Raw genomic sequence first — 25,915 nt, 5'->3', positions numbered from 1 at the left:
GCCCTGGTTCTCAGATATGCAGCACGGTCCGATGTTGGAATGGTTCGTTTCAAGAATGACGATTCCGCCTACGTCGGCCGCTACCTCGCCGTCGTTGCCGACGGCATGGGCGGCCACGCCGGCGGCAACGTCGCCTCCGCCTCCACCGTGCTCGATCTGGTCCATTTGGACAGCAGTGTCCACGAGGACGAACCCCTGACCGTCCTTGCCGACGAAATCCAAGCGGCGAATTCGCTGCTGTCCGAGTTGGTCACCACCAGCCCCCAGCTCTCCGGCATGGGAACCACAGTCACTGCACTGCTGCTGCACGAGCAGCGTCTGGCACTGGCGCATATCGGCGACTCCCGGGCCTACCGGCTCAAAGACGGCCGGTTCGAACAGATCAGCATCGACCACACCTTCGTGCAGCGGCTGATCGATGAAGGGCGCCTGCAGCCCGAAGAAGCCGAAGTGCACCCGCATAAAAACGTCCTCATGCGCGTGCTTGGCGATGTTGATGCCAGCCCCGAGCTGGACCTGGCCACTTTCGATGTCGAGCCCGGCGAACGCTGGTTGCTGTGTTCGGACGGGCTGACCGCCGTCCTGCGGGACTCCGACATCGAGGGTGTTCTCCGCAGCACCTCGGACCTGCAGGAGTGCGTAGACACCCTGGTTGAGCTCACACTGGCCGGCGGTTCTCCGGACAACGTGACAGTTGCTGTCATTGAAATCGATGAGGACCCCGACGCCGGCTCTGCCCCGGCCACCGCTCCGCTCTCCGAAGTTTCCTCCAGGGACAACGGGTACCGCCCCACTGCCGCTGTAGCTGCGGCCCCGCCCGTGACCGAGGATGAGCCGGGATCGCGCACGGAGAACACCGTTGCCCGGGACGACGCCGATGACGCCGAGAGTGAGCGCGAACGCGCCCACCTGATCCGCCAGGATCTGGCCTCCCGACCGCACGTACTGGTTGGCGCGGCGTCCCTTGCCACCGAGACCGGTGAAATTCCGATCGTCACGAAGCGTTCCGCCGAGCGGCGCGCTGCTCGCATGCTTACCCACAAGGCAGAGTCCGAGCAGGATGCAGAGCAGCCCGCCGGGGATTCGCCTCGTTCCGGTTGGAAGCGCTGGCTGCTGCCCGCGTTCCTGACCGTGGTTGCGCTGCTGCTCGCCGTCGTCGTATGGCTCGGCTACACCTGGACACAGACCCGCTACTACGTGGGCTCCTATGACAACCGGGTCGCCATCTACAACGGTGTTTCCCAGACTGTCGGCCCCATCCAGCTCTCACATGTCACCGACGTATCCGATATTCCGGTGGACAGCCTCTCCGAGTATCACCGCAACCGGGTGGAGGACACCCTTCCCGCCCGGGACCTTGAGCACGCCGAAGAGATAGTCACCGAGTTGCGGGACACTGCCAAGGCGGTCCTGTGCCCGCCGGTAGACACGGGTTCCCCAACCGATGCACCTACACCAGGTGCTACTGCCGCGCCCGAAGCCAAACAGAACAGCGCCTGCGGAGGTGAGCAGTAATGTCGGACGTCCTCACCGTGCCTAAACCGCGCCGGAACACTGAAGCCCTCCTCCTCCTCGTCGCGCTTCTGGTCGGCGTTGGAGCCAACATGATCGTTGGCCTCGACGAAGACCGCGCCTTCGACTCCGACTTCTGGGTCCAGGGCGGGACCCTCATGGCACTGGTAATCATCTTCCACCTGGTGCTGCGCTTCCGGGCTAAATATGCTGATCCGGTAATACTTCCGATTGTCACTGCCCTTAACGGCATCGGGTTGGCCATGATCCACCGCCTGGATATCACCAACGGCGACGACGCAGCGGACCGCCAACTGTTGTGGAGCACGGTAGCCGTGGCGGCAGGGATCGCGGTGCTGTTCATCATCAAGGACCACCGGATCCTGCGCCGCTACACCTACATCTCCTTGATAGTCAGCGCGATTCTCTTGCTCCTTCCGCTGATGCCCGCTCCTATCGGCCGCGAGATCAACGGGGCCCGGATCTGGATCAATGTCGGCATCGGCACCTTCCAGCCCGGTGAAATCGCCAAGATCACCCTGGCCATATTCTTTGCCGGGTATCTATCCACCAACCGGGACCTCATCCTGCTCGCGGGGCGCAAGGTCGGGCCGCTGCAGTTCCCGCGTATGCGGGACATGGGCCCCATGCTCGTTGCCTGGCTTGTCAGCATCGGCGTGCTGGTCTTCCAGCGGGACCTTGGCTCGTCCATCCTCTTCTTCGGCCTGTTCATGGCCATGATCTACGTCGCCACCAGCCGCGTCAGCTGGGTAGTGATCGGTGTGGGCCTGCTCGCAGCGGGCGGATTCGTCGCCCTCCAATTGTTCAGCCACCTGCAGGCGCGCATCAACGGCTGGCTCAATGCCTTTGACCCGGAGGTCTACAACGGAGCCGGCGGCAGCTACCAGGTAGTGCAAGGGCTCTTCGGCCTGGCCAGCGGCGGGCTTGTCGGCACCGGTTTGGGACAGGGCCGCCCTGATCTGGTGACCTTCGCGAACAGCGATATGATTATTGCCGCCCTCGGTGAGGAACTGGGCCTGATCGGCATCTTCGCGATCGTGCTGATGTTCGTCCTGCTGGTATCCCGCGGATTCCGTGCCGCCCTGGGTACCAAGGACGGTTTCGGAAAGCTCCTGGCCTGCGGTTTGTCCTTCATCATTGCCCTGCAGTGCTTCGTGGTGATCGGAGGCGTTACGCGCCTGATCCCGCTGACCGGGCTGACCACCCCGTTCATGTCTGCCGGCGGCTCCTCCTTGCTGGCCAACTGGATCATTGTGGCGCTCCTGCTCATGATTTCCGATGCTGCCCGCAGGCCCGCGCCTACCGGTCCCCTGTCCACCGACATGGTTCCCGCCATGGCAGAATCCCGGTCCGGCACTTCCGCCCGTACCCGGCGTTCCCCTAAGGAAGGAGACGAATGAACCAGGCCATCCGTAACAGCTGGGTAGTGGCCCTGGCAATGTTCGTGCTCATTCTCGGTTCGCTGACGTATGTGCAGTTCTTCGCCGCCGAGAAACTCAACACCAACCCGAATAACAACCGGGCCATCTACCGGGATTTCGGGGAGCCCCGCGGCTCCATCCTCGTGGATGGCAAGGCTGTCGCCGAGTCCGTTCCGTCCGACGACCAGTTCAATTACCAGCGGGTCTACAACAGCCCCGAGCTGTATTCGCACCTGACCGGCTTCTTCAATCTGAACGGCACCACCCAGCTGGAAATGGCAATGAATGACGAGTTGTCCGGCAACAGCTCCCAGCAGTTCTACGACAAGCTGGTCCAGGTTTTCTCCGGCGCGCAGAGCCAGGGTGCCTCGGTGGAACTGACCATCGATCCGGAACTCCAGCAGTTGGCCTATGACCTCATTCCCGACGGCCAGCGCGGGTCAATCGTGATGATGGACCCCAAGACGGGCGATATCCTCGCCATGGTCTCCAAGCCTTCCTATGACACCAACCTCCTGGCCGCCCACGACACCGGGCTGCTCAGCACCAACATGGACGCCCTCACTTCCCAGCCGGGACTGTCTCCGTATACCAATCCGGCCACGCAGTCCCTGCTGGCTCCCGGCTCCGTCTTCAAGCTGGTGGATACTGCGGCTGCCCTGGAATCGGGGAAGTACGACGCCGACTCCGTGATCCCGAACCCGCCCTCGCTGCCGCTGCCCGGAACCAACATTTCCCTCCCGAACTTCGTCACCGGAGCCTGCTCGGCCCGCGCCGAGGCGGATTTTGCCTTTGCCCTGGCCCATTCCTGCAACACGGTCTTCGCCCAGGTGGCGCTGGACCTCGGCCAGGACAATATTGCGGCACAGGCCGAGAAGTTCGGTTTTGATACCTCACTGAAGATTCCCACGGACGTCGTCGCCAGCCACTTCCCCGAAAACGAGGACGAGGCCCAACTGGCCCTGGCCTCCATCGGCCAGGGCAGTGTGACCGCCACCCCGCTGGAAGTCGCCATGATCTCTGCAGCCATCGCCAATGACGGTGTGCAGATGACTCCGAACCTAATCCGCAGCGTCCGCGCTCCTGATCTGTCCGTAATAGACGAACCGAAGCCAACGGAACTGAACACATCCGTCAGCCCCGATACGGCACGCCAGCTCACCGAGTGGATGGTCGGCGTCGTAGACAACGGCAGCGCCACTGCCGCCCGGATTCCGGGCATAAAGGTGGCCGGCAAGACCGGTACGGCCCAGGTTGAAGGCCGGGGAGACAATGCCTGGTTCACCGGGTTCGCTCCGGCAGACGATCCGCAGGTTGCCATTTCCGTTGTCATGGAAGACGTGGATCTGACCACCGGTGCCCAATTGACCACTCCAAGCGCGCAGAAACTCCTAGAGGCGGTGTTGAATAAGTGAGGCCTACATCGGGTATCACCTTAGGCGGCAGATTCCAGCTGACCGACCGTATTGCCATTGGCGGTATGGGCGAGGTCTGGAAGGCACGGGACCTGGTCCTGGGCCGCATTGTTGCCATCAAGATCCTCAAGGAGGAGTACACCGGGGACCCGGGCTTCCTTAACCGATTCCGGGCGGAGGCCCGGCACACCGCGCTGCTCAACCATCCCGGCATCGCCAATGTCTTTGACTACGGCGAAGAGGACGGTTCGGCGTACCTGGTCATGGAACTCGTTCCCGGCCAGCCGCTGTCCACCATCATTGAGCGCGACAAGGTGCTCTCTCCGGACCGGACACTGTCCATCATCGGCCAGGTCGCCACCGCGCTGGCCGTGGCCCACAACCAGGGCCTGGTACACCGGGACGTGAAGCCCGGCAACCTGCTCATCATGCCCGACGGCAAGGTCAAGATCACCGACTTCGGGATCGCCCGCCTGGCCGACCAGGTGCCGCTGACTGCCACCGGGCAGGTCATGGGCACTGCCCAGTATCTGGCTCCGGAACAGGCAACCGGACAGCAGGCGACGGGTTCCAGCGACATCTACGCGCTTGGTGTCATTGGCTACGAACTGCTTGCCGGCCGCCGTCCCTTCTCGGGCGAATCCCAAATCGCGATTGCCCTGGCACAGGTCAATGACACGCCTCCGCCGCTGCCGGAAACCATTCCGGAGCCGGTGCGTGCCCTGATCATGTCCATGCTGGCGAAGGACCCGGCGGACCGTCCGGCCGACGCCGAGTCGTTGGCCCTTGCTGTGAGCGCCATCCGCCGCGGAGACATCCACGCAGCGCAGGAAGCCGTCCCCGGCATGCTGCTCTTCGGATCCTCCGCCGGCGCTGTCACGGCCCCGGTGCCCACCACTGCCACCCGCGTGGTGGACACCGCACCGTCGACGTCGGCCTTGCCCACGGTCGCCGGTGCCTCCGTGGCCGATGCCCGCACGGGTGAGCTTGCCGCGTCCCGTGAGTGGACCGACGAAGACGATGTCGATTACGACGACGGCGACCCGGGGGACGTCGAAGAGGAAAAGCGCCGCAGCCCCTGGACGATTCCGCTGATCGCCTTGCTCGTGCTCATTCTGGCCGGCGTCGTGGCGTTCTTCGTACTCACCGGCTCCGAGGGAGACGAGGACCCGGCCCCCGCCGCGAGTTCGTCAGCCGCCAGCCCGTCCCGCAGCCCCTCGCCCTCCAAGACCACGGCGACTGCCACGCCGTCCGCAACCCCCGACGACATCCGCATCGACTCGGCCACGTACGAGGGCCGGCCCGTTGACGAGGTCTACGGCGAACTCATCGCCCTGGGCCTTCAGGTGGAACGGCTTCCCGTTTCGGACGCGAACGTCCCGGAGGGTTCCGTCATTGAGGTCAACCCCTCGGGAACGCTGAGCCGCGGGGACGCCGTGACAATTCTTTACTCCTCGGGCCCGGAAATGGTTTCCGTCCCTGCCCTGGCAGGACAGCAGGAGGCTGCGGCCCGCCAGCGCATCGTCGATGCCGGCCTGGTGCCGGTCAACGGCGGCACCCAGCAGTCCGACGCCGCGCCGGGAACTGTCGTGGGGGTCAATCCCTCCGAAGGCACCTCCGTGGCACGGGGTTCTTCCGTCACCTACTACATTGCAGAAGCAGCCCCTTCAACCCCGGCTCCGGCCCCCGCCCCGACCGCCTCGACTTCTTCCGCTCCTGACGCTGGGAACGAGGGTGCCGAAACCGGTACCGGTACGGGTCTGAATCAGACCGGTACCGGTACGGGTCTGGATCAGACCGGCGGCGCCAGCATGACCGGCCCTACAGGCAGCAGCTAAGAGACCATGAGCGCAGAATTCCTTCGAGGGCAGCCCACCCTCAATACCGATAACGTCCTGAACGGGCGCTACGAGGTGGGTGAACTGATCGGACGCGGCGGAATGGCCGACGTCTACCTTGGCCGGGATATTCGACTGGGCCGGACCGTGGCCATCAAGGTGCTGCGTCCGGATTTGGCCCGTGATCCGCTGTTCCAGTCCCGCTTCCGGCGCGAGGCACGGGCAGTGGCGGGGCTAAACCACCCCTCCGTCGTGTCCGTATATGACACCGGAGACCAGGAGTCCGCCTCGCCGCGGGACGACGTGCGGCTGCCCTACATCGTGATGGAATACGTTCCGGGGCGGACCCTGCGTGACCTGCTTAAGGCAGACGAGCTCACCATCGAGAAGTCGATTGACTATTCCCTCGGGGTCCTCGCTGCCCTTGATTACAGCCACCGCTCGGGAATCGTCCACCGGGACATCAAGCCGGCCAACGTTATGGTGACCGCCGACGGCGGAGTCAAGGTTATGGATTTCGGCATTGCCCGTGCCATGGCGGATTCAGCCGCAACCATGACGCAGACCCAGGCCGTAGTCGGTACCGCCCAGTATCTATCCCCCGAGCAGGCCCGCGGCGAAACCGTGGATGCCCGCAGTGACCTTTACTCCACCGCATGCCTGCTGTTCGAGCTGCTTACGGGCAGGCCTCCGTTCATCGGTGAAAGCCCCGTCTCCGTGGCCTATCAGCACGTCCGGGAACAGCCCGTCACGGCCAGCAGCCTGAACCCCGAAGTTCCAGCCGCCCTGGATGACGTCTTGAAACGCGGACTGGCCAAGGACCGCGACCACCGTTATCAGACTGCGCGGGAATTCCGGGAAGCCCTGCTTTCGGCGCGCGACGGCGGACCCGTCACCGCTGCAACACAGGCGATCTCCGTGCCAAGGCCGCCGGAACCAGCCACGGTTGCCATGGTGCCCGAGGACGAACCCCGCACCCGGGCCATGGCCAAAGTGCTTGCCGGCGGCTCGCTCCTTGCGGACGATGATCATCCCCGGACGGAAGACCGCCCCGCCCTCGACATCGGATCCACAGGCGACCGTGACCCCCAGCAAAAGGCCCGCCGGCGGGCCTGGATCACCGTCTTCAGTATTCTGGTGGTCCTGGTGCTCGCCGTCGGCGGATTTGTCGGATGGAACATGGTCAATGCCGAACCCCCCGCTCCTGCTACCGCAGCCGTACCCCAGGTCGAGGGCAAATCCCAGACCGATGCCATGAACGCCATTATCAGCGCCGGCTTCCAGCCACCCAGGATCAGCGAGGAATACAGCGACAGCGTGGCCGAGGACCTGGCCATCCGCACCACTCCGGCGGGCGGCGCAGAGGTAGTCAAGGACGAGAGCATCACGCTCTACATCTCCAAGGGACCTTCCAGCATGACCATCCCGCAGGATCTGGTGGGAATGACGGAATCGGGCGCCCGCGACGAACTTCGCGGGCTCGGCCTCAGGGGCGGGGCCACGATCGGGGGCAACAGCTCCACCATGGAGTCGGGACGCGTCCTCGGCACCGATCCCGCTATCGGCGAGACCGTGCCGGCAGACAGCGAAGTCGACATCGTGGTCTCCACCGGACGGGTAACCGTTCCGAACCTCGAGGGGATGCCTTGGGAGGAGGCCCAAACCAAACTGCTGGATCCGACACTCCTTCTGACTCCGAAACGGACGGAGGTCGAATCCGATGCAGCACCCGGCACGGTCATCGCGCAAAGTGTTCCCGCCGGTACGGACGTGGCCCCGCGCACTACCGTGGTCCTGTCGGTTGCCAAGGCCCCGGCTCCGGAACCGACGCCTGCTCCGACGCCCTCGCCGTCCAGTACGCCCGCCCTCGCTCCGGGACGGCGCTAGGCGCGGGCGGGAGTCTTCGGCCCGGCCTGCGCTGCGCTGGAGATGAGCGGGCTCAGCGTGGCCGCGTGGGCCGCCGCTCCTGCCAGTCCGACTGACTCCAGCCAGTTGCCCAGCATTTGGTAGCCGCCCTCGGTGAGGACGGACTCGGGGTGGAACTGCACGCCGGACAGCGGTGCTGCCGCGTGCCGCAGGCCCATGATGATTCCGCTGGCTGTTCGCGCCGTAACCCGCAGCTCGGCGGGAATGCTATCGGTGACAGCCGCCAGCGAGTGGTAGCGGGTAGCGGTAAGCGGGCTGGCCAGTCCCGCAAAAACATCCTCACCGCCGTGTTCCACGAGCGAGGTCTTCCCGTGCATCAATTCAGGCGCGTGCGTCACCGTGCCGCCGTAGGCTTCCGCCAGCGCCTGATGGCCCAGGCAGATGCCCAGCATCGGCGTTGCGGTAGCGCCGCACCAGCGGATCAGGTCTACCGACACACCCGCCTCACCCGGTGTGCCCGGACCGGGGGAAACCAGCACCCCGTTGTGGCGGGCAGCCAGCTCCATCGCCGACTCGACACTCAGGTCATCATTGCGGATCACCGTGGTTTCCGCCCCGAGTTCCTGCAGGTAGCCCACCAGCGTATATACAAAGCTGTCATAGTTGTCGACCACCAGGATCCGGGTGCTCATGGTGCTAGGAACCGCCAATCGTTGAATCCGTCAATGAAGGAAGAAGACTGCTCTCGGCAAGCCAGGGGAAGACATACTCCATCAGGGCCAAGATGGCCGCGGCTATCAGCACCGCGGAGAGCAGGATCCGGAACCACAGCGGTCCGGGAAGGTGCCGAAACAACCATCCGTACATTTTAGCGACCTCCGGAGGCATTGGCGGCAACGACGTCTGCAATTGCCGGCGGGGGGCCCGCGGACAGAGGCTGCCACGAGTCCAGCAGGGCGTACGCAATAATGCGTTCCTCGGAGCCGAAGCGCGGGTTGCAGCTGGTGAGGGTCAGGAAGCGTTCGCTCGGGACAGCTGCCGGATCCGTGGGGACAGCGGCAATCACATCGACCCGGTCGGGCAGCACTATCTGGGTATTGCGGTAGACGTAGTCGTAGTAACCGTCCGCGGTCTGAACGTAGATGTGGTCTCCGGGCACGAGGGTGTGGATAGGATCCAAGGCCTTGCCGTGGGTCTGCCGGTGGCCGGCCACGGCGAAGTTGCCAACGCCTCCGGGCATCGCGGTAGCGGGATAGTGTCCCAGCCCCAGGCGATCCAGCACGGCCGTTCCGACGCCGCTGGTCACGGGCGCGGCATAATCCGCCCCGAACCGGGGAACATACACGACGGCGAATGTCTCGCCTTCCTTACTCAGAGGGTCCAGCACCACCGGATCTCCGTAGTCCTGGGACGAGGAAGCCGGTGGTGCTGCGGGGAGGTCGAAGTCCTCAAACAACCCGTCAATGGCCTCCTGCTGGGCCCGGTTGGAGTCAATGTTGGTCCACCAGAGCTGCCAGGCGACAAACAGTGCCAGAACAACTCCGAGCGTTATCAGGAGCTCTCCGGCTATCTGGACCAGCATCCGCCCCTTTCCTCCTGGACGGCGCGTGGAAGCACGACGCCGGCGTCGGTGCTGCATGGTGGTGACGGGTGGCTCGGCCAACGCTCTCCTTTTGGCGGGGACCGGTATTTCACGGCCTTAGGGAACCCGGGACAGCTTGGCCCCGGAATTCGCTAGGATAATCAGAATAGGGATGACCCTAACAGGTCTGCGCGTTGAAGGAGACTTCTCCGGCGGGACCGTGGTTGTCCCAGCCCATGACCACAACCACCGGCGTCTGCAGAGCCGGTTCCGCTAGGAGGATCCGTGCCTGAGTCCAAATCCCGCAAGAAGCCTTCCCGCCCCGCAGCCCCAACACAGACTGCGTCGGTGCCCAAGGAAAACCCCGTTTGGTACAAGCCTGTCATGTTCGGCCTGATGATCCTCGGCCTGCTGTGGATCATCACGTACTACATCACCCAGGGGGAGTACCCGGTACCGGCTTTCGGTGACAGCAACATCCTGGTGGGCTTCGGCCTCGCGATTATGGGCTTCCTGATGACGACGCGCTGGCGCTGACGCTCCGGCCTCGTGCCCTAGGCTTCCCGGTGCCGTATTCGGCACCGGGAAGCCTTTTTGTTTGCCCGGACGACCGCTATCCCCGGTTTTCCACGTTGTTCACAGGTTGTGCACGGAGTTATCCACAGGTGTGGGAAACTCTGTGGGTTACTTCGTCAACTTCCTTGCAAACAAAGGGAAGGAGGTTATCCACACCTGTGGAATTACATGTGTGTAACTCCCCGCAGCCTATGGATAACCCTGTGGATCGGCCGTAGGACTCGGAAATTACATGCATGTAGGTTATTAACACTGTGGGTATCCCTGTGGATAACTTTTGGATGTCCGGAGCGCCCTTGCGCCTTCATCCCGGCACGCAGGGCCTGAGGGGCAGATCCATGGGAGACTTCCCCGACGTTAAAAGGCTGTGCCCGCCGTCAGTGACGGCGGGCACACAAAAAGACGGCAATATTGCGCGGGTTACCCGGGGATAATCTGCACCGGAGACTGCCAGAGCACAGCTGCCACCACAAGCACCAGCACTATCCCGGCCAGACCGGCGAACTGGATGGCCGTGCGCCGCTTTCCACGGGGCGTGTACGCCAGAACGGCGGCACAGGCTGCACCGGTGACCAGGCCGCCCACATGGGCCTGCCAGGCGATCCCGGGGACCACGAACCCAAGGACGAGGTTGACTGCCAGCAGGATCAGCAGCGAACGCAGCTCCCCCCGCCGCTGCCGGATCACCACGAACAGGGCACCGAAGAGTCCGAACACGGCACCGGAGGCGCCCACCACGGCAACCGCGGGATCCGCCAGGTACATCACGCCCACAGACCCGCCCAAGGCCGAGATCAGGTACAGCAGGGCGAACCGGACGCGGCCGAACAAGGGTTCCAGGCTGCGGCCCAGGAACCAGAGGGCGTAGAGGTTAAAGGCAATGTGGATGGGACTGCCCTGTGAATGCAGGAATGCTGCGGTCAGCAGGCGCCACGGCTGATAATCCGTCAGTACAGGTGCGTAGAAGAAAGTCCGCGTGAATTCCGGCTGCAGCAGCTGCAGCACGTAGGCCACGGCACACACCGCCATGATGGTGATGGTCACCACCGGTTTTCCATCCGGGGCAACTCGCCCTCCGAAGGGAGTCCGGTATGTCGGCTGCGTCTTGCGCTGCTCGTTGAAGCAGTCCACGCACTGGACGCCTACTGCAGCGTTCTGCTGGCACTCGGGGCAGGCAGGGCGCCCGCAGCGCTGGCAGCGGATGTAGCTGACCCGGTCCGGATGGCGGGGACACACGGGCACCTGAGAAGCCGGCACCTCGGCCGGCACACCATATGACATTGCTGGGACTCCCGGATTGACGAAAAGCCCCGGCCGGAGACTCCGGCCGGGGCACCTCCGAACAGATTAGAGCTGTTCGACGGTAATGCTGTTGATAACCACGTCTTCGGCCGGCTTGTCGCGTCCGTCGGTGGAAACCGCGTTGAGCTGGTCCACCAGTGCACGCGACTCGTCGTCGGCAACCTCACCGAAGATGGTGTGCTTGCCCTGCAGCCACGTGGTGGGCACGGAGGTGATGAAGAACTGCGAGCCGTTGGTACCCCGGCCCATCTGGACACCCGCGTTGGCCATGGCCAGCTTGTACGGGGCGGAGAAGTCGAGATCGGGGTTGATCTCGTCGTCGAACTGGTAGCCCGGTCCGCCGGTGCCGCGGCCCAGGGGGTCGCCGCCCTGGATCATGAAGTCCTTGATGATGCGGTGGAAGATCGTTCCGTCGTAGAGCGGACGGGTGGTCTTCTCACCCGTTGCCGGATCGGTCCACTCGATTTCGCCGGTGGCCAGGCCCACGAAGTTCTTGACCGTCTTGGGGGCGTGGTTTCCGAACAGGTTGACACGGATGTCACCCATGGAAGTGTGGATGGTTGCTTTTGCTGTAGGAATAGCAGTCATAAGGACATTGTTTCACGGCGCTTCTACGCGTGGGCGGAATCTGCCGTGTTCAGCGCACAGTGAAAACCGCGCCCTGTCAGGGCCCTTGATAGCAGAGACCCGCAGGAACACGTAGGCTAAGGCTGAAACGACAACTATCCCGGGAGGTAGTTTTGAAGAAGGACCGCATCACCCATGATCTCGAAGCCAATGTTGCAGCAGGCATCGTGACTGCCCGCGAGTGGGCAACACCCAAGGTCGACGCAGCCAAGGGCTGGGCCGTTCCGCGGATTGAAAAGGGGATCGAGACCGCATCTCCGAAGATCCAGGACGGCATCAAGCGCGCTGCTGATGAAATCGCCCAGGGCGTAGCCACCGTCACGCCCCGCATCCAGGGCGGGCTCGAGAAGGTTGGGCCGCGCATCAGCCACGCAGTGGATGAAGCCGCTCCGCGCATTCAGAACACCCTGGACCGTGCCACCCCGGCACTGAACACGGCCAAGGACCGGGTTGTCGATGATTACATTCCCGCCCTGTCCACGCGCATCGGGGTTGCCGCAGACAGCGTTTCGCGCAGCCTGACCGCTGCCAACGTACCCGTGCAGACGGCCGTTGCGAAGGTTACGGGAAACAAGAAGGCACTGAAGCGGGCACAGAAGGCGGCCGCGCAGGCTGCCAAGGAAGCCCGCAAGAACCAGAAGAGCGGCGGCAAGGGCTGGCTGGTCTTCGGCATCATTGCAGCGGCAGTAACGGCCGGCGTGGCCGCCTGGCGCGCTTCCCGTCCGGTCGAGGATCCGTGGAAGACACCGGCTCCCAAGCCTGCCGCCGGCACCGGCGCAGCGCCCAAGCCGGCAACCACCACCCCGGCAACGGCTCCTGCGAGCACCGGTGCTTCCTCGGCCGCTGCGGCCAAGCCGGCAGAGGCCACCACGCCCATTGTCGAGGTGCCCAAGCCGACGCCGGCAGCCAAGCCTGCCGCGAAGACCACGGACGCCGCTGCGCCCGCACCGTCTGATACCGCGGAGACCGTTGCCAGCATCAAGGAAGCGGCCGAGCGCGCTGCTGCCCGGTCCGGCGAGAAGGCCTCCGAGGCCGGCAAGCACACCAAGGAAACCACCGGCGACGCCAAGGATGCTGCAAAGCCCTCCGGCGCCCATTCGGAGAACAACACCGGCAAGTAGCAGAACCGGTTCGGGCATCGGCTAGGGCCGGCCCCGGACAAGTACTGAAGAAGGAGGGCTCCGCCTATGGCGGAGCCCTCCTTCTCTGCTTTGGCAGCCTCTTTGAAACCCCTGCCTACAGCTGGTCCCCGCCAAGGGCCGGCGGGGCGGGAGGCACCTGCTGAGCGGTTGCCGCGGACCGTCTGCGGAGCCTGCCCTGGCCGGCAACGACAACCGTTAGTCCGGCCAGGATTAGTGCCAGTCCCGCATAAGTACCGGCGGGAAGCTGCTCGTCAAGGAAGACGGCCGCCAGGATGGCCGCTCCCGGGATCTCCAGCAGTATGATCATGGACACGACCAGCGGACTCATCACGGCCAGCAGGTGATTAAACACTGTGTGGCCCAGGATCTGCGCCACCACGGTCACTCCGAGGATCCCCAGCCACGCCGCCGGCGGGAAGCCGACAATAGGCTGCCGGAAGGCTGCACACAGGGCCAGGAGGAGCAGCGCGCAGGCACCGTAGCAGAGGGTTGTATAGATGCCCGTAGACATCGATTCCCGGGCCTTCCCGCCGGCAATCGTGTACACGCCCGCCAGGGCGCCTCCGGCCACCGCGAGGACATCACCGATGAGCGCCTCCCGGGACAGGCCCAGATCGAACCCGGAAATCACCAGCACGCCTGCAAATGCGGCCGCGAGTCCCGCCAGGACCACGGGCGGAACCCGGATACCCCGCAGGACATTGAACAACGCGATCCAGCCGGCCTGCAGGCATACCAATGCCGTGGCGGCGGCAACAGACGTCAATTGCAGCGAGGTGATGAAGCAGGCGAAGTGCAGTGCCAACGCGACAGCGGCAATGGCGGTCCACTTGTAGTCCCGGGCAGTGAGCTGCCTGAACTCCCGACGCCGACCCAGCACGGCCGGAGTACCCATCAGCACCGCGCCGATGGCATTGCGCCAGAAAGCAATGGCCAAAGCCGGAGCCGCGGTAGCGGCCATAATGGGACCGGAAGCGGAGACGCCCAGCACTCCTACCACCGCGAGGAAAATATTCACAGGCCAACACTAGTGCAGGACAGCGGGGCCCCGGCGCTGCGGCAGGGGCAGGGATCCTGCGAAGAGCCGGCCATCCCTAATGGGTGAAACGCAGAAGGTCCCCGCTCCGAAGAGCGGGGACCTTCTGTATTCGGTGGAGGCACGGGGACTCGAACCCCGAACCCCCTGCTTGCAAAGCAGGTGCGCTACCAATTGCGCCATGCCCCCGAAATGAGAACTTATCCAGTATAACCTACTGTTGCCCCAGGTTATGACCAGAAAGCTGTTTGGTTTTAGTCGACCTTGTCGGTCGATTCCTTCCAAACGGTCTTCTCAGCAGCAGTTTCCTGCCACTTCTTGAAAGCAAAGACTCCCGCAGCCGCAGCTGCCGTTACTGCCAGCAACTTCTTCACGGAATCCTCCTTGCCGTTGTGGTCCACCTCTTGCAAGGTGTTCCGTGGGCGTACCAGGACTTGAACCTGGGACCTCTTCGTTATCAGCGAAGCGCTCTAACCGCCTGAGCTATACGCCCCGAACCTCTTCGGGCCGAGATATGACTTTACCGTACCTTCGGCCCGGCGCCAAATCGAGTGGTTTTCCGGTTCCGGAGGCGCTGTTTGAAGCGCTGTTTGAACTCCTCCGGAACCGGAAAACACTAGTCGTCTGTCAGTGTGACACCAATGCCGCCCACCAGGGTGGAGGCGATGTTGTACAACACGGCTGCGAGCATCGACAGCGCCGTCAGCAGCAGGACGTTCACCACGGCGATGATGGTCGCAAAGGAAACCACCTGTCCCAGCGAGGCAAAGTCACGGAGGTCGAAGCCGCCGGACTCGCTGCCGGCAATCTCGCCCAGCAGCGTGTTGACGCGGTCAAAGATGCCGGTCAGGTCCAGCACGGTCCACAGCACAATGGCAGCCACCACGGTGACGACGCCGAGCGCCACGGACAGAAGGAAGGCCATCTTCAGGACGGACCAGGGATCGATCTTGCTGACCAGCAGCCGGGCCTTGCGGGCCTTGGCCTTGGGGGCGGGCTTCACCAGCGGCTGGCGGTTACCCGAGGTGCTCTGACCCCCTCCAGGACGCTGGGCAGGGCGGGCGGGGGTTTTCACCCGCGGCCCGCCGCCCGAGGACGACCTAGGGCTTGGGTTGGTCGAGCTCACTCGCTACCTCCATCTTGTGCTGACTGTGCATCGGGCGCAGCCGTTTCATTTGTAGACAACGGTACTTCATCGCCTGTGGGCGCCACAGGTGCCGCCCCGGCGGCTGCCAGGGCCGCTGCGGAAGTTCCGTCCGATGGTTCAGCGTCCTCTTCAATAGCCAGGTCGCGCTCGGAATTGCGGGCAACGGCGATGATCCGGTCATTCTTGTCCGGCTTGGCGAAGATAACTCCCATCGTGTCGCGCCCCTTGGACGGCACGCCGGTGACGGAAGAGCGGACTACCTTGCCGCCCTGCATAACCACCAGTACTTCGTCCTCTTCCTGGACCACCATGGCGCCGACCAGATGGCCGCGTTCCTCGGCGAGTTTGCCGACCTTGATGCCGAGGCCGCCGCGGCCCTGGACACGGTATTCGTCCGAGCTCGTGCGCTTGGCATAGCCGCCTTCGGTCACCGTGAAGACAAACGAGTCCTCGGTAACGACGTCGGCCGCCAACAGTTCGTCGTCTTCCCGGAACTTCATGCCCGTAACGCCGGACGTGGCCCTTCCCATGGGGCGCAGGGCATCGTCGGTGGCGGTGAAGCGCAGCGACTGGCCCATGCGGGAAACCAGCATCAGGTCATCCGTTTCGGAAACCAGCTGGGCCGAGACCAGTTCGTCGCCGTCCCGCAGGTTGATGGCGATGACGCCGGCGGAACGGTTGGTGTCATAGTCCGCCAGCCGGGTCTTCTTCACGAGTCCGCGCTTGGTGGCGAGCACCAGGTACGGAGCGGCGTCGTAGTCCGGCAGTGCCAGGACCTGGGCGATGTGCTCGTCGGGCTGGAAAGCCAGAAGGTTGGCCACGTGCTGGCCCTTGGCATCCCGGCCTGCTTCTGTCAGTTCGTAGGCCTTGGCCCGGTAGACCCGGCCCAGATTGGTGAAGAACAGCAGCCAGTGGTGCGTGGTGGTGACGAAGAAGTGCTCGACGACGTCGTCCCCGCGCAGCTGGGCGCCCTTGATGCCCTTGCCGCCGCGGGCCTGCTGACGGTAGTTGTCGCTGCGGGTGCGCTTGACGTAGCCGCCGCGGGTGATGGTGACCACCATTTCCTCTTCGGGAATGAGGTCTTCCATGCTCATATCGCCGTCGTAGCCCATGAGGATGTGCGTGCGCCGGTCATCGCCGTACTTGTCGGCAATTTCCTGCAGTTCCTCGCTGACAATCTGCCGCTGGCGCTCGTCGGAGGCCAGGATGACGTTGTACTCGGCGATTTCCGCTTCGAGCTTGGCATGCTGGTCCTGGATTTTCTGGCGTTCCAGGGCAGCCAGGCGGCGCAGCTGCATGTCCAGGATCGCCTGGGACTGGATCTCGTCGATTTCCAGCAGGCCCATCAGGCCGTTCCGGGCGTCCTCGACGGTGGAGGAACGGCGGATCAAGGCAATGACCTCGTCGAGTGCGTCCAGCGCCTTGAGCAGGCCGCGCAGGATGTGGGCGGCTTCCTCGGCCTTGCGCAGCCGGTACCGGGTGCGGCGCACAATGACTTCGAGCTGGTGGGTAACCCAGTGCCGGATGAAGGCATCCAGGCTCAGGGTGCGGGGGACGCCGTCCACAATGGCCAGCATGTTGGCACCGAAGTTGTCCTGCAGCTGGGTGTGCTTGTACAGGTTGTTCAGGACCACCTTGGCGACGGCGTCGCGCTTGAGCACGATCACAAGGCGCTGGCCGGTGCGGCCGGAGGTTTCGTCGCGCATGTCGGCGATACCGGTGATCTTGCCGTCCTTGACCAGCTCAGCGATCTTGACGGCCAGGTTGTCCGGGTTGGCCTGGTAGGGCAGCTCGGTGACCACCAGGCAGGTGCGGCCCTGGAGTTCCTCGACGTTGACCACGGCACGCATGGTGATGGAGCCGCGGCCGGTGCGGTAGGCATCCTCGATGCCCTTGTGCCCCAGGATCTGCGCGCCGGTGGGGAAGTCCGGACCCTTGACCCGGCGGATCAGTTCTTCAAGCAGCTCATCATTGGGCGCGTCCGGGTTCTGCAGGTACCACTGGACCCCGTCAACAACTTCCCGCAGGTTGTGCGGCGGGATGTTGGTGGCCATGCCCACGGCAATGCCGGAGGAGCCGTTGACCAGGAGGTTCGGGAACCGGGACGGCAGGATGGTCGGTTCCTGGTTGCGGCCGTCGTAGTTGTCCTGGAAATCAACGGTTTCCTCGTCAATGTCCCGGACCATTTCCATGGCCAGCGGAGCCATCTTGGTTTCCGTGTAACGGGGCGCCGCAGCGCCGTCGTTGCCCGGGGAACCGAAGTTGCCCTGTCCCAGGGCCAGCGGGTAGCGCATGGTCCAATCCTGGATCAGGCGGACCAGGGCGTCGTAGATCGCCGAGTCGCCGTGCGGGTGGTACTGGCCCATGACCTCGCCGACCACGCGGGCGCACTTGTTGAAGGAGCGGTCCGGACGGTAGCCGCCGTCGAACATCGCGTAGAGCACGCGGCGGTGCACGGGCTTCAGGCCGTCCCGCACGTCGGGAAGGGCGCGTCCCACAATGACCGCCATGGCGTAGTCAAGGTAGGAGCGCTGCATCTCGGTCTGCAGGTCGATCTGCTCAACCCGGTCTGTCAGTGCGGTCCCGGCCAGGGGAGTCTCGTCCCCGGTTACCTCGGGAGTCTCATCACTCATAGTTCTGCTTCCGTTTCTAAGTCGCTAAAGTCCATGCTCTCCGGCAGCCAGTCGCCGGCACTGAATCCGCTAGATGTCCAGGAAGCGCACGTCCTTGGCGTTCTGCTGGATGAAGCTGCGGCGGGACTCGACGTCTTCGCCCATCAGCACCGAGAAGACCTGGTCCACGGCCGCTGCGTCATCCATGGTGACCTGCAGCAGCGTGCGGTGGTCGGGGTCCATGGTGGTGTCCCAGAGTTCGGTGTAGTCCATCTCGCCCAGGCCCTTGTAGCGCTGGATGCCGTTGTCCTTCGGCAGGCGCTGGTTGTTGGCCAGGCCCCGGGTGATGACTTCGTCCCGCTCACGGTCGCTGTAGACGTAGTCGTGGGCGTGGTTGGACCATTTGATGCGGTACAGCGGCGGCTGGGCCAGGTACACGTAGCCGTTTTCGATCAACGGACGCATGTAGCGGAAAAGCAGCGTCAGCAGCAGGGTGGTGATGTGCTGGCCGTCGACGTCGGCATCGGCCATCAGCACGATCTTGTGGTACCGGGCCTTCTCCACATCGAAGTCCTCGCCGATTCCGGCACCGAACGCGGTGATCATGGCCTGGACTTCGGCGTTGCTGAGGGCCCGGTCCAAGCGGGCACGTTCCACGTTCAGGATCTTGCCGCGCAGCGGCAGGATGGCCTGGGTTTCGGGGTTGCGTCCGCGGACTGCCGAACCGCCTGCGGAGTCGCCCTCCACAATGTAGATTTCCGACTTCGACGGATCCTTGGAGGAGCAGTCCTTCAGCTTGCCGGGCATGCCGCCGGATTCCAGCAGTCCCTTACGGCGCGTGGATTCGCGGGCCTTGCGGGCCGCGAGGCGGGCCTGGGAGGCCTGGATGGACTTGCGGATCACGTCGCGGGCCGGGCCCGGGTTGCGTTCAAGCCAGTCACCGAGCTGGTCGGTGACCACCCGCTGGACAAACCCCTTGACCTCGGAGTTGCCCAGCTTGGTCTTGGTCTGGCCTTCGAACTGCGGTTCGGCGAGCTTGACCGAAATGACGGCGGTCAGCCCTTCACGGATGTCATCGCCGGTGAGGTTGTCATCCTTTTCCTTGATGATGTTCTTCTCGCGGGCGTACCTGTTGATCAAGGACGTCATGGCGGCACGGAAGCCCTCTTCGTGCGTTCCGCCCTCATGCGTGTTGATCGTGTTGGCATAGGTGTGGACGCTCTCGGAGTACGCAGTGGTCCACTGCATGGCCATTTCCACGGCCATCTTCTTGTCCGAGTCCTCGGTTTCAAAGGCGATCACGTCATCGTGGACAACTTCGACCTTCTTCGCGGAGTTCAGGTACTTGACGTAGTCGAGCAGTCCATCCGCGTAGAGGTAGTCCACCGTGCGGTGCTTCGGAGCCGCGTCCACGTCAGTGGTTTCGGCGATCTCCTCGGTTTCCTCTTCCAGCGTGCGCTCATCAGTGAGCCGGATGCGCAGGCCCTTGTTCAGGAAAGCCATCTGCTGGAAGCGGGCACGCAGGGTCTCGAAGTCGAACTCGGTGGTCTCGAAGATCGCCGGATCCGGGTAGAACGTCTGGGTGGTGCCGGTCTCGCTGGTTTCTTCGCCCTGGCGCAGCTCGCCGACGGGGTTTCCGCCGTTCGCGAAGCTCTGCCGCCAGACAAAACCCTGCCGGCGTACTTCAGTTTCCACCCGCTCTGAGAGCGCGTTGACCACGGAGATACCAACGCCGTGGAGGCCGCCGGACACTGCATAACCGCCGCCGCCGAACTTGCCGCCGGCGTGCAGGATGGTCATAACAACCTGGACGGTGGGGATGCCTTCGGTGGGATGAAGATCCACGGGAATGCCGCGGCCGTTGTCAGTGACGCGCACGCCGCCGTCGGACTGCAGAACCACTTCAATGTGGTCGCAGTAGCCTGCCAGCGCCTCATCCACGGAGTTATCCACCACTTCATACACCAGGTGGTGCAGACCGCGGGGGCCGGTGGAACCGATGTACATGCCCGGGCGCTTGCGGACCGCTTCAAGGCCTTCCAGAACCGTGATTTCATTCGCGCCGTATTCCACGGGGGTGGCCTTTTCCGGCGCGGCGTGGTCCTCTGGTGTTACCTCTGAGTTGTCCATCTCATTGTCGTTAGCCACAGGTGCTGTCGACTCCTCTTGTGTTCGTCAGAATTGAAGCCTCCCCAGCGGACAGGCATCTCCACTCTCAATTCTACCGCGCCACGGGGGACAAACCTGTCCAAAACACCCCCTGACAGGCCACTAATGACGCTTTGAAGCGAATCGGAGCGCACCGGATAGGGGCGGATACCAGCCAGGGGGTTCTCCGGCCCCTAACCGCCTCCTGTACGGGCGGGATTTCAGTCCCTTCCGTACAGGCGACCGGGATGCCGAGCGGTCCGGCCTACCCGTAGGTATCCCGGGGCCCCCGCCCTTTGACGCTGCGAAGTCCCTTGCGCCAGTTCGGCGCCGCCGGGCCGATGACCTCGATCTTGGTGACGACGCCGGAACCGAGTTCAGCGTCGAATCGTGCAATCAGGGTGTCCCGCAGGAGCCGGAGCTGGGTGGCCCAGGCCGTCGAGTCGCACCGAACCTGCACCGTGGTGTCCTGAAAGGACTCCGGTTTGCAGTGCGCGCTGACTTCGCTTCCCACCAGCTCTTCCCAGCGGGAAATCACCGATCCGACGGCGACGGGAGAGTTCCAGCCGCGTTCATTCACGAAGCGGGTGAAGACATTGCCCAGGCCCTGCGGGTCCCGCCCGACATACTCGCCGGGGATAAAGGGGGCCTGCCGGCTGCGGCCGGTCTTGCGCCGGGTTGCGGGGGTGCGCTGGTTTCCGCGGGCCTGTGCGGCCTGGCGCATGCGGTTGAGCTGCTCACGGGCGGCGTCGGGCCGGCCTTCGGGCTCCTCACCGGGGAGCACGGGCTCAGGAGACGGGCACACTGACGCCTCCCGGGATCACGTTAATGACCCGTCCTGCCAGTGATTCCGGGATGTCGTCGCCAACAGCCGCAGTCACCAGTACCTGCTCGGCTCCAGCCACAATTCCGGCGAGCCGCTGCCGGCGCTGCACATCCAACTCCGCAAACACGTCGTCCAGGATCAGGATCGGCCCGGAACCGGGGGTGGAATCGTCGCTGGTCAGCAGGTAGTAGGACCCCAGGCGAAGGGACAGGGCGAAGGACCAGGTTTCCCCGTGGGAGGCGTACCCCTTGGCGGGCGCCTGTCCGAGGATCAGCTCCAGTTCGTCCCGGTGCGGGCCCACCAGGGAGATTCCGCGTTCAAGCTCGCGCCTGCGGTTGGCGGCGAATGCCTGCAGGAACCGCTCGGTGAGTTCCGGCACGGTCAAGGAATACAACTCGTCCGGATCCTGGGAACCTTCCACCGCGCCGTCGTCGTTGACGGTTCCCTGCAGGGTGGACCGATAGACCGCCCGGGCAGCCTTCGAGCCGTCGGTGAGGTCTCGGTAGGCCGCCTGCAGGTGAGGCTGCAGGCGTTGGAGCGCCTCGAGCCGGGCGGCCACCAGCTGGGCGCCGGCTACGGCCATGTGCTGGTCCCAGACGTCCAGGGTTGCCTCGTGCGCGGAGGTGACACGGCCGGCGGCCCGTGCAGATTTCAGCAGGGCGTTCCGCTGCTTCAGCACGCGGTCGTAGTCCGAGCGGGTTGCCGCATGGCGGGGCACCAGGGAAACGATCAATTCATCCAAAAAACGACGGCGGCTACCGGGATCGCCCTTGACCAGTGCCAGGTCCTCGGGCGCGAAGAGCACCGTCCGGCACAGGCCCAGGATATCCCGGGCACGGACCGGATTGGCGCGGTTGATCCGGGCCCGGTTGCCGCGGCCGGGGTTCAGTTCCAGCTCGACGCCGGTGGCCTGGGAGCCCCGCACCAGGCGGGCCCTGATCAGTGCCTGTTCGGCATCGAAGTTCACCAAAGGGCCATCCGTGCTCACCCGGTGGGAAGACAGCGTGGCCAGATAGCCGATTGCCTCGACAATGTTGGTTTTGCCCGTGCCGTTGGGTCCGACGAATACGGTGACCCCGGGTCCGAGCCGGATGTCCAGCTGCGGATAACTGCGGTAGCCCGTCAGGGAGAGGTGGTCAACGTACATGGGTTCTGATCCTCTCCTGTCCGTCGGGCCTGTCGGGCCGCCGGCCGTTTCCTGCCAGCGGGCTGCCCACTGCTCAACAGGCCTTTGTCAAATTGTGTTACATCGACATTGTTACGCCTTTTTTCGACGCCATCGTCCACGGGTCGCCGGGATGATGACCGGTAAGCCGGGCCTGCGGGCGGCGAACTACTGGTTCGGCAGACGTACCGGCATCAGCAGGTAGCGGTAGTCGGCCTGGTCATCGCCGGTGAGCTCTTCCTGGGCGGAAATCACTGCCGGCTTGGGCGGCGTCGTGAAGGAGAAGCGGACATATTTGCTCGGGAACGCGCTCAGGCCTTCGCTCAGGTAGTGCGGGTTGAAGGCGACCGTGATGTCGTCGCCTACCAATGCCGCTTCCAGTGCTTCAGATGCCTGGGCGTCTTCGCCGGTACCGGCATCAAGGGAGAGCTGGCCATCGGTGAAGGCCAGGCGGACCGGTGTATTCCGTTCGGCTACGAGGGAAACTCGACGTACGGCTTCCACCAGCGCAGAGGTTTCCACCGTGGCGTGGATAGGCGTGTTTTCGGGGAAAAGAGAGCGGATCTTGGGGTAATCGCCGTCTACCAGCAGCGAGGTGGTGCGCCGGCCGCCGCTTTCAAAGCCGATAAGTTCGCTGTCATCGGACAGGGCGATGTTGAGGTCCCCTGCGCCGCCGAGAGTCTTGGCCACCTCGTTGAGGGTCTTGGCTTTGACGAGTGCACTGGTGGAAATCCCCGGAGTAGCCGGTTTCCAGGACAGTTCCCGCAGCGCCAGACGGTACCGGTCGGTGGCCAGGAAAGTGATGAGATCATCTTCGATTTCCATCCGCACACCCGTGAGGATGGGCAGGGTGTCATCCCGGCTGGCGGCAATGATGACCTGCGACACGGCCTGTGCGAAAGCATCGCCGTCGACGACGCCGCTCACCTCGGGCAGGGCCGGCAGTTCCGGATATTCGGCTTCAGGCATGGTCGCGAGGTTGAACCGGCTGTTGCGGCAGGTCAGCGTGACCTTCGAACCGTCGGTTTCGACTTCCACCGGAGCCGAAGGAAGGCTGCGGCAGATCTCGGCCAGCAGGCGGCCGGAAACCAGGATGGTGCCTTCTTCGCTGATGTCGGCCGGAATCTGGAGACGTGCGGAAATTTCGTAATCGAAGCTGGCGATGCTCAGGGAACCGTTTTCAGCCTTGATAAGCAGCCCCGAAAGGACCGGAACCGGCGGGCGCGGAGACAGGGAACGTGCTGTCCACGTGACGGCCTCGGCCAGGACATCCCGCTCAACTCGAAACTTCACTGAAGGGTGCCGCCTTTCGCAACGTACTTCTCAGTACAACTGATCTTGTCTTGAACTCGTGTGAGCTATGTGGTGGTGGAACGCGGGAAGCATCCGCCGACGTGTCCGGGTAGGAGCGGATAGACGGGCATTCAGCTCCAACTACCGGACCGTACGGGTTTACACGCGAATGACAACCATACTCTGTGACAGCTTAGCCCTGTCCGGTGGTGAACTGCACCGGAGCGGGACTGGAGAGGCGACGGTCAGGTGCTGGCCGACAGTCTGGTCTATGAGTTTTTCATTGGATGTCTCGGGTGGTTCGAGGTGTCCGGGACTTAGTTGTTATTTGGTGGAACCCAATTTCTTAAGATCCGTAGTGTTAATAACTCCTGTGGATACTGTGGATAACCCCTCACACCGGGGCGTCCCGGCCGTTTAAGCCTGTTGATAACCTGTGGACTCGCTGCAGCGGCCGTGCTCGGGGCTGTTGGAAACTTTTTAAGGGTTCCGCGTATCCACAGGGAAGCGTGGGTAACCAGGGGTTGTCCACCGGGTTATCCACACCCTTGTCCACAAATGTTAATTTCGAGCCCCTGCGGGGCTCTTTTTTGCCGGTGTTCAGGCCTCGCGCTGCTGCTGCTTGATCCTGTTGGTCAGTTCAGTCACCTGGTTGTAGATAGCCCGCCGTTCGGCCATCAGTTCGCGGATCTTGCGGTCCGCGTGGATCACCGTCGTGTGATCCCGCCCGCCCAGTTCCTGGCCGATCTTGGGCAGGGACATGTCCGTCAGTTCCCGGCACAGGTACATGGCGATCTGCCGGGCGGTGACCAGGGTGCGGGTCCGGGACTTGCTGCAGAGTTCTTCGAGGCTGATCTGGAAGTAGGCGGCAGTCTGCCCGAGGATTGACGCGGCTGTAATTTCCTGGGCGCCGTCGTCGGTAATCAGGTCCTTCAGAACAATCTCGGCCAGACCGACATCCACCTGCTGCCGGTTCAGGCTGGCGAAGGCGGTTACGCGGATCAGTGCACCTTCAAGTTCCCGGATGTTGGTCGAAATCTTGGACGCGATGTATTCCAGGACGTCGTCCGGAGCGCTGAGGCTGTCCCCGATTGCCTTCTTCCGCAGAATCGCGATGCGGGTTTCGAGCTCCGGCGGCTGCACATCCGTCAACAGGCCCCATTCAAACCGCGACCGCATCCGTTCCTCGAAACCGGAAAGCTGCTTGGGCGGCAGGTCCGAGGTGATGACCACCTGCTTGTTGTGGTTGTGCAGGGCGTTGAACGTGTGGAAGAACTCCTCCTGGGTGGCGTCCTTGTTGGCCAGGAACTGAATGTCATCGATCAGCAGGATGTCCACGTTGCGGTACAGCTGTTTGAAGCTGGCGCCTTCGTCATAGCGGATGGAGTTGATGAAGTCGTTCGTGAACTCCTCCGAGTTCACGTAGCGGACGCGGATCCCGGTGTACAGGTGCCGGGCATAGTGGCCGATGGCATGAAGGAGATGGGTTTTGCCCAACCCGGAGTCCCCGTAGATGAACAAGGGGTTGTAGGCCTTCGCCGGAGCTTCAGCAACGGCTACGGCGGCCGCATGGGCAAACCTGTTGGACGAACCGATAACGAAGGTCTCGAAGACGTACTTCGGATTGAGGCGGCCGAATTCCTGGCTGGTGCTCGGCGGCGTCGGGGAAGGCGCGCCGCTTTCGCCGGAGGGTACGGGACTGGGGGCCGCCGGCTGTTCTTCGGGTTCCGGTTCGGCTTCGGCCACGGGAGTGAGGTCGGAGTCAATGACGAAAGCACACTGGATATCGGCCTGGAAAACGCCGCGAAGTACTTCGTCGAGGATGTTCTTCAGCTGCGTCTGCAGCACTTCACGAGTCAGTTCGTTGGGTACCGCAACCAGAAGAGTGGTGCCGATCAGGCCCTGGGCCTGCGCAAGCACCACGAATCCACGCTGTCGGGGAGTGACCCTGTCATCGGTCTCCAGAGTCCGAATGACCTTGCGCCAAGAGCTGCCCACATCGTTGATTTCGTCCGTACCCACAAAAACCTCTCATGACGCCCTGCGGCTGTCTAAGAAAACTCGGGATCCCGGTGGGGATCCCGGCACTTCATCCACAGAGTTATGCACAGATAGTGGATAAAGTACCCGTCGCCAAGCCTAGAGGATGATTTCCCGTGGTGGTAGCTGGAAATCCGCCTGTACAAGGGCCTGTTGGCTCCCTCACAGGGCACTTGGCCGCAGGATACCCACAGCAGTTGTCCACAGCTGTTGAAAAATCTGGGTGCACAACCGGATGTGCGGACTATCCACAGGGTATCCACAGCCCGGCGCAGGCTGTGGATTACCCGGGGTCCGAGCCCGGTTTGACTGGCGCCCCCGTCTCACCTAACGTTGAGTAGTCCTT

Annotated in this window: 20 protein-coding genes and 2 tRNA genes; 7 read left to right on the top strand and 15 right to left on the bottom strand. The window is 63.7% G+C overall.

Annotated elements, in window-relative coordinates; all coding sequences use genetic code 11:
- Window positions 1–39 precede the first annotated feature (39 nt).
- From N2K98_RS00110 to pknB, 5 genes are read left to right on the top strand one after another with little or no spacing between them, the layout of a single operon-like run.
- Window positions 40–1,515 (top strand): PP2C family protein-serine/threonine phosphatase, encoded by a 1,476-nt coding sequence (locus N2K98_RS00110; protein WP_255796308.1) that lies wholly within the window; start codon window positions 40–42, stop codon window positions 1,513–1,515.
- Window positions 1,515–2,933, top strand: coding sequence for an FtsW/RodA/SpoVE family cell cycle protein (locus N2K98_RS00105; RefSeq protein WP_255864472.1), 1,419 nt, complete (start codon window positions 1,515–1,517; stop codon window positions 2,931–2,933). The genes N2K98_RS00110 and N2K98_RS00105 overlap by 1 nt, the downstream gene beginning before the upstream one ends.
- Window positions 2,930–4,369: a peptidoglycan D,D-transpeptidase FtsI family protein gene (locus N2K98_RS00100; protein ID WP_255864473.1), complete on the top strand. Its 1,440-nt coding sequence runs from the start codon at window positions 2,930–2,932 to the stop codon at window positions 4,367–4,369. The genes N2K98_RS00105 and N2K98_RS00100 overlap by 4 nt, the downstream gene beginning before the upstream one ends.
- Window positions 4,366–6,207 (top strand): protein kinase domain-containing protein, encoded by a 1,842-nt coding sequence (locus N2K98_RS00095; RefSeq protein WP_255864474.1) that lies wholly within the window; start codon window positions 4,366–4,368, stop codon window positions 6,205–6,207. Before N2K98_RS00100 ends, N2K98_RS00095 begins: the two co-directional genes overlap by 4 nt.
- A 6-nt stretch (window positions 6,208–6,213) precedes the next feature.
- Window positions 6,214–8,094, top strand: a complete 1,881-nt coding sequence (gene pknB, locus N2K98_RS00090) for a Stk1 family PASTA domain-containing Ser/Thr kinase (protein WP_255796312.1) — start codon at window positions 6,214–6,216, stop codon at window positions 8,092–8,094.
- On the opposite strand, the gene N2K98_RS00085 is transcribed toward pknB, so the two are convergent.
- Window positions 8,091–8,765, bottom strand: a complete 675-nt coding sequence (locus tag N2K98_RS00085; protein ID WP_255796313.1) for an aminodeoxychorismate/anthranilate synthase component II — start codon at window positions 8,763–8,765, stop codon at window positions 8,091–8,093. The genes pknB and N2K98_RS00085 overlap by 4 nt on opposite strands.
- A gap of 176 nt (window positions 8,766–8,941) precedes the next feature.
- Window positions 8,942–9,712 carry a class E sortase gene (locus tag N2K98_RS00080; RefSeq protein ID WP_255796742.1) on the bottom strand — a complete coding sequence of 257 codons (771 nt, stop codon included), beginning with the start codon at window positions 9,710–9,712 and terminating at the stop codon, window positions 8,942–8,944.
- Between the two features lie 228 nt (window positions 9,713–9,940).
- Here N2K98_RS00080 and N2K98_RS00075 point away from each other — a divergent pair, with 228 nt between their 5' ends.
- Window positions 9,941–10,192, top strand: coding sequence for a cell division protein CrgA (locus tag N2K98_RS00075; RefSeq protein WP_255864475.1), 252 nt, complete (start codon window positions 9,941–9,943; stop codon window positions 10,190–10,192).
- 459 nt (window positions 10,193–10,651) lie between these two features.
- On the opposite strand, the gene N2K98_RS00070 is transcribed toward N2K98_RS00075, so the two are convergent.
- Window positions 10,652–11,512, bottom strand: a complete 861-nt coding sequence (locus N2K98_RS00070; RefSeq protein WP_255796315.1) for a rhomboid family intramembrane serine protease — start codon at window positions 11,510–11,512, stop codon at window positions 10,652–10,654.
- Window positions 11,513–11,578: 66 nt separating this feature from the next.
- Complete coding sequence (locus N2K98_RS00065; RefSeq protein ID WP_229951279.1) at window positions 11,579–12,121, bottom strand: peptidylprolyl isomerase; 543 nt, start codon at window positions 12,119–12,121, stop codon at window positions 11,579–11,581.
- A 152-nt stretch (window positions 12,122–12,273) separates the two neighbouring features.
- Here N2K98_RS00065 and N2K98_RS00060 point away from each other — a divergent pair, with 152 nt between their 5' ends.
- Window positions 12,274–13,281, top strand: coding sequence for a hypothetical protein (locus N2K98_RS00060; protein WP_255864476.1), 1,008 nt, complete (start codon window positions 12,274–12,276; stop codon window positions 13,279–13,281).
- A 115-nt stretch (window positions 13,282–13,396) separates the two neighbouring features.
- Here the strand turns inward: N2K98_RS00060 and N2K98_RS00055 are convergent, their stop codons facing one another.
- The 11 genes from N2K98_RS00055 to dnaA form a co-directional block, all read right to left on the bottom strand.
- Complete coding sequence (locus tag N2K98_RS00055) at window positions 13,397–14,320, bottom strand: DMT family transporter (protein WP_255864477.1); 924 nt, start codon at window positions 14,318–14,320, stop codon at window positions 13,397–13,399.
- A 134-nt stretch (window positions 14,321–14,454) separates the two neighbouring features.
- Window positions 14,455–14,527: transfer RNA gene (locus N2K98_RS00050), tRNA-Ala, on the bottom strand.
- Window positions 14,528–14,592: 65 nt separating this feature from the next.
- On the bottom strand, window positions 14,593–14,712 hold the full coding sequence (locus N2K98_RS00045; RefSeq protein ID WP_229951275.1) for a DLW-39 family protein: 120 nt from the start codon (window positions 14,710–14,712) through the stop codon (window positions 14,593–14,595).
- Window positions 14,713–14,757: 45 nt separating this feature from the next.
- Window positions 14,758–14,831 (bottom strand) — tRNA-Ile (locus tag N2K98_RS00040).
- 123 nt (window positions 14,832–14,954) lie between these two features.
- The gene (locus N2K98_RS00035) at window positions 14,955–15,464 is read right to left on the bottom strand and encodes a DUF3566 domain-containing protein (protein WP_229951273.1); all 510 of its coding nucleotides are present in this window, start codon (window positions 15,462–15,464) and stop codon (window positions 14,955–14,957) included.
- Window positions 15,461–18,118 (bottom strand): DNA gyrase subunit A, encoded by a 2,658-nt coding sequence (gene gyrA, locus N2K98_RS00030; protein WP_255796318.1) that lies wholly within the window; start codon window positions 18,116–18,118, stop codon window positions 15,461–15,463. The genes N2K98_RS00035 and gyrA overlap by 4 nt, the downstream gene beginning before the upstream one ends.
- 69 nt (window positions 18,119–18,187) lie before the next feature.
- Entirely contained in the window at window positions 18,188–20,245 is a 2,058-nt protein-coding gene (gyrB, locus tag N2K98_RS00025; protein WP_407079999.1) for a DNA topoisomerase (ATP-hydrolyzing) subunit B, read from the bottom strand.
- Window positions 20,246–20,510: 265 nt separating this feature from the next.
- A complete protein-coding gene (locus N2K98_RS00020; protein WP_255796744.1) occupies window positions 20,511–20,969 on the bottom strand; it encodes a DUF721 domain-containing protein in 459 nt (152 codons plus the stop codon).
- 64 nt (window positions 20,970–21,033) lie between these two features.
- On the bottom strand, window positions 21,034–22,218 hold the full coding sequence (recF, locus tag N2K98_RS00015) for a DNA replication/repair protein RecF (protein WP_255796319.1): 1,185 nt from the start codon (window positions 22,216–22,218) through the stop codon (window positions 21,034–21,036).
- 186 nt (window positions 22,219–22,404) lie between these two features.
- Window positions 22,405–23,529 (bottom strand): DNA polymerase III subunit beta, encoded by a 1,125-nt coding sequence (gene dnaN, locus N2K98_RS00010; protein ID WP_229951266.1) that lies wholly within the window; start codon window positions 23,527–23,529, stop codon window positions 22,405–22,407.
- 600 nt (window positions 23,530–24,129) lie between these two features.
- Window positions 24,130–25,551, bottom strand: a complete 1,422-nt coding sequence (gene dnaA / locus N2K98_RS00005; protein WP_146359770.1) for a chromosomal replication initiator protein DnaA — start codon at window positions 25,549–25,551, stop codon at window positions 24,130–24,132.
- Window positions 25,552–25,915: the final 364 nt, after the last annotated feature.

This window comes from Arthrobacter jinronghuae (assembly GCF_025244825.1).
In the GTDB taxonomy this organism is placed as follows: domain Bacteria; phylum Actinomycetota; class Actinomycetes; order Actinomycetales; family Micrococcaceae; genus Arthrobacter_B; species Arthrobacter_B jinronghuae.
This window is presented reverse-complemented; position numbering and strand designations above follow the sequence as displayed.

Bases quoted from the DNA above. Each gene is read 5' to 3' on its own strand.
- N2K98_RS00110 (WP_255796308.1), top strand. From the start codon at position 40: ATGGTTCGTTTCAAGAATGACGATTCCGCCTACGTCGGCCGCTACCTC.
- N2K98_RS00105 (WP_255864472.1), top strand. From the start codon at position 1,515: ATGTCGGACGTCCTCACCGTGCCTAAACCGCGCCGGAACACTGAAGCC.
- N2K98_RS00100 (WP_255864473.1), top strand. From the start codon at position 2,930: ATGAACCAGGCCATCCGTAACAGCTGGGTAGTGGCCCTGGCAATGTTC.
- pknB (WP_255796312.1), top strand. From the start codon at position 6,214: ATGAGCGCAGAATTCCTTCGAGGGCAGCCCACCCTCAATACCGATAAC.
- N2K98_RS00085 (WP_255796313.1), bottom strand. From the start codon at position 8,765: ATGAGCACCCGGATCCTGGTGGTCGACAACTATGACAGCTTTGTATAT.
- N2K98_RS00080 (WP_255796742.1), bottom strand. From the start codon at position 9,712: ATGCAGCACCGACGCCGGCGTCGTGCTTCCACGCGCCGTCCAGGAGGA.
- N2K98_RS00070 (WP_255796315.1), bottom strand. From the start codon at position 11,512: ATGTCATATGGTGTGCCGGCCGAGGTGCCGGCTTCTCAGGTGCCCGTG.
- N2K98_RS00065 (WP_229951279.1), bottom strand. From the start codon at position 12,121: ATGACTGCTATTCCTACAGCAAAAGCAACCATCCACACTTCCATGGGT.
- gyrA (WP_255796318.1), bottom strand. From the start codon at position 18,118: ATGAGTGATGAGACTCCCGAGGTAACCGGGGACGAGACTCCCCTGGCC.
- N2K98_RS00020 (WP_255796744.1), bottom strand. From the start codon at position 20,969: ATGCGCCAGGCCGCACAGGCCCGCGGAAACCAGCGCACCCCCGCAACC.
- recF (WP_255796319.1), bottom strand. From the start codon at position 22,218: ATGTACGTTGACCACCTCTCCCTGACGGGCTACCGCAGTTATCCGCAG.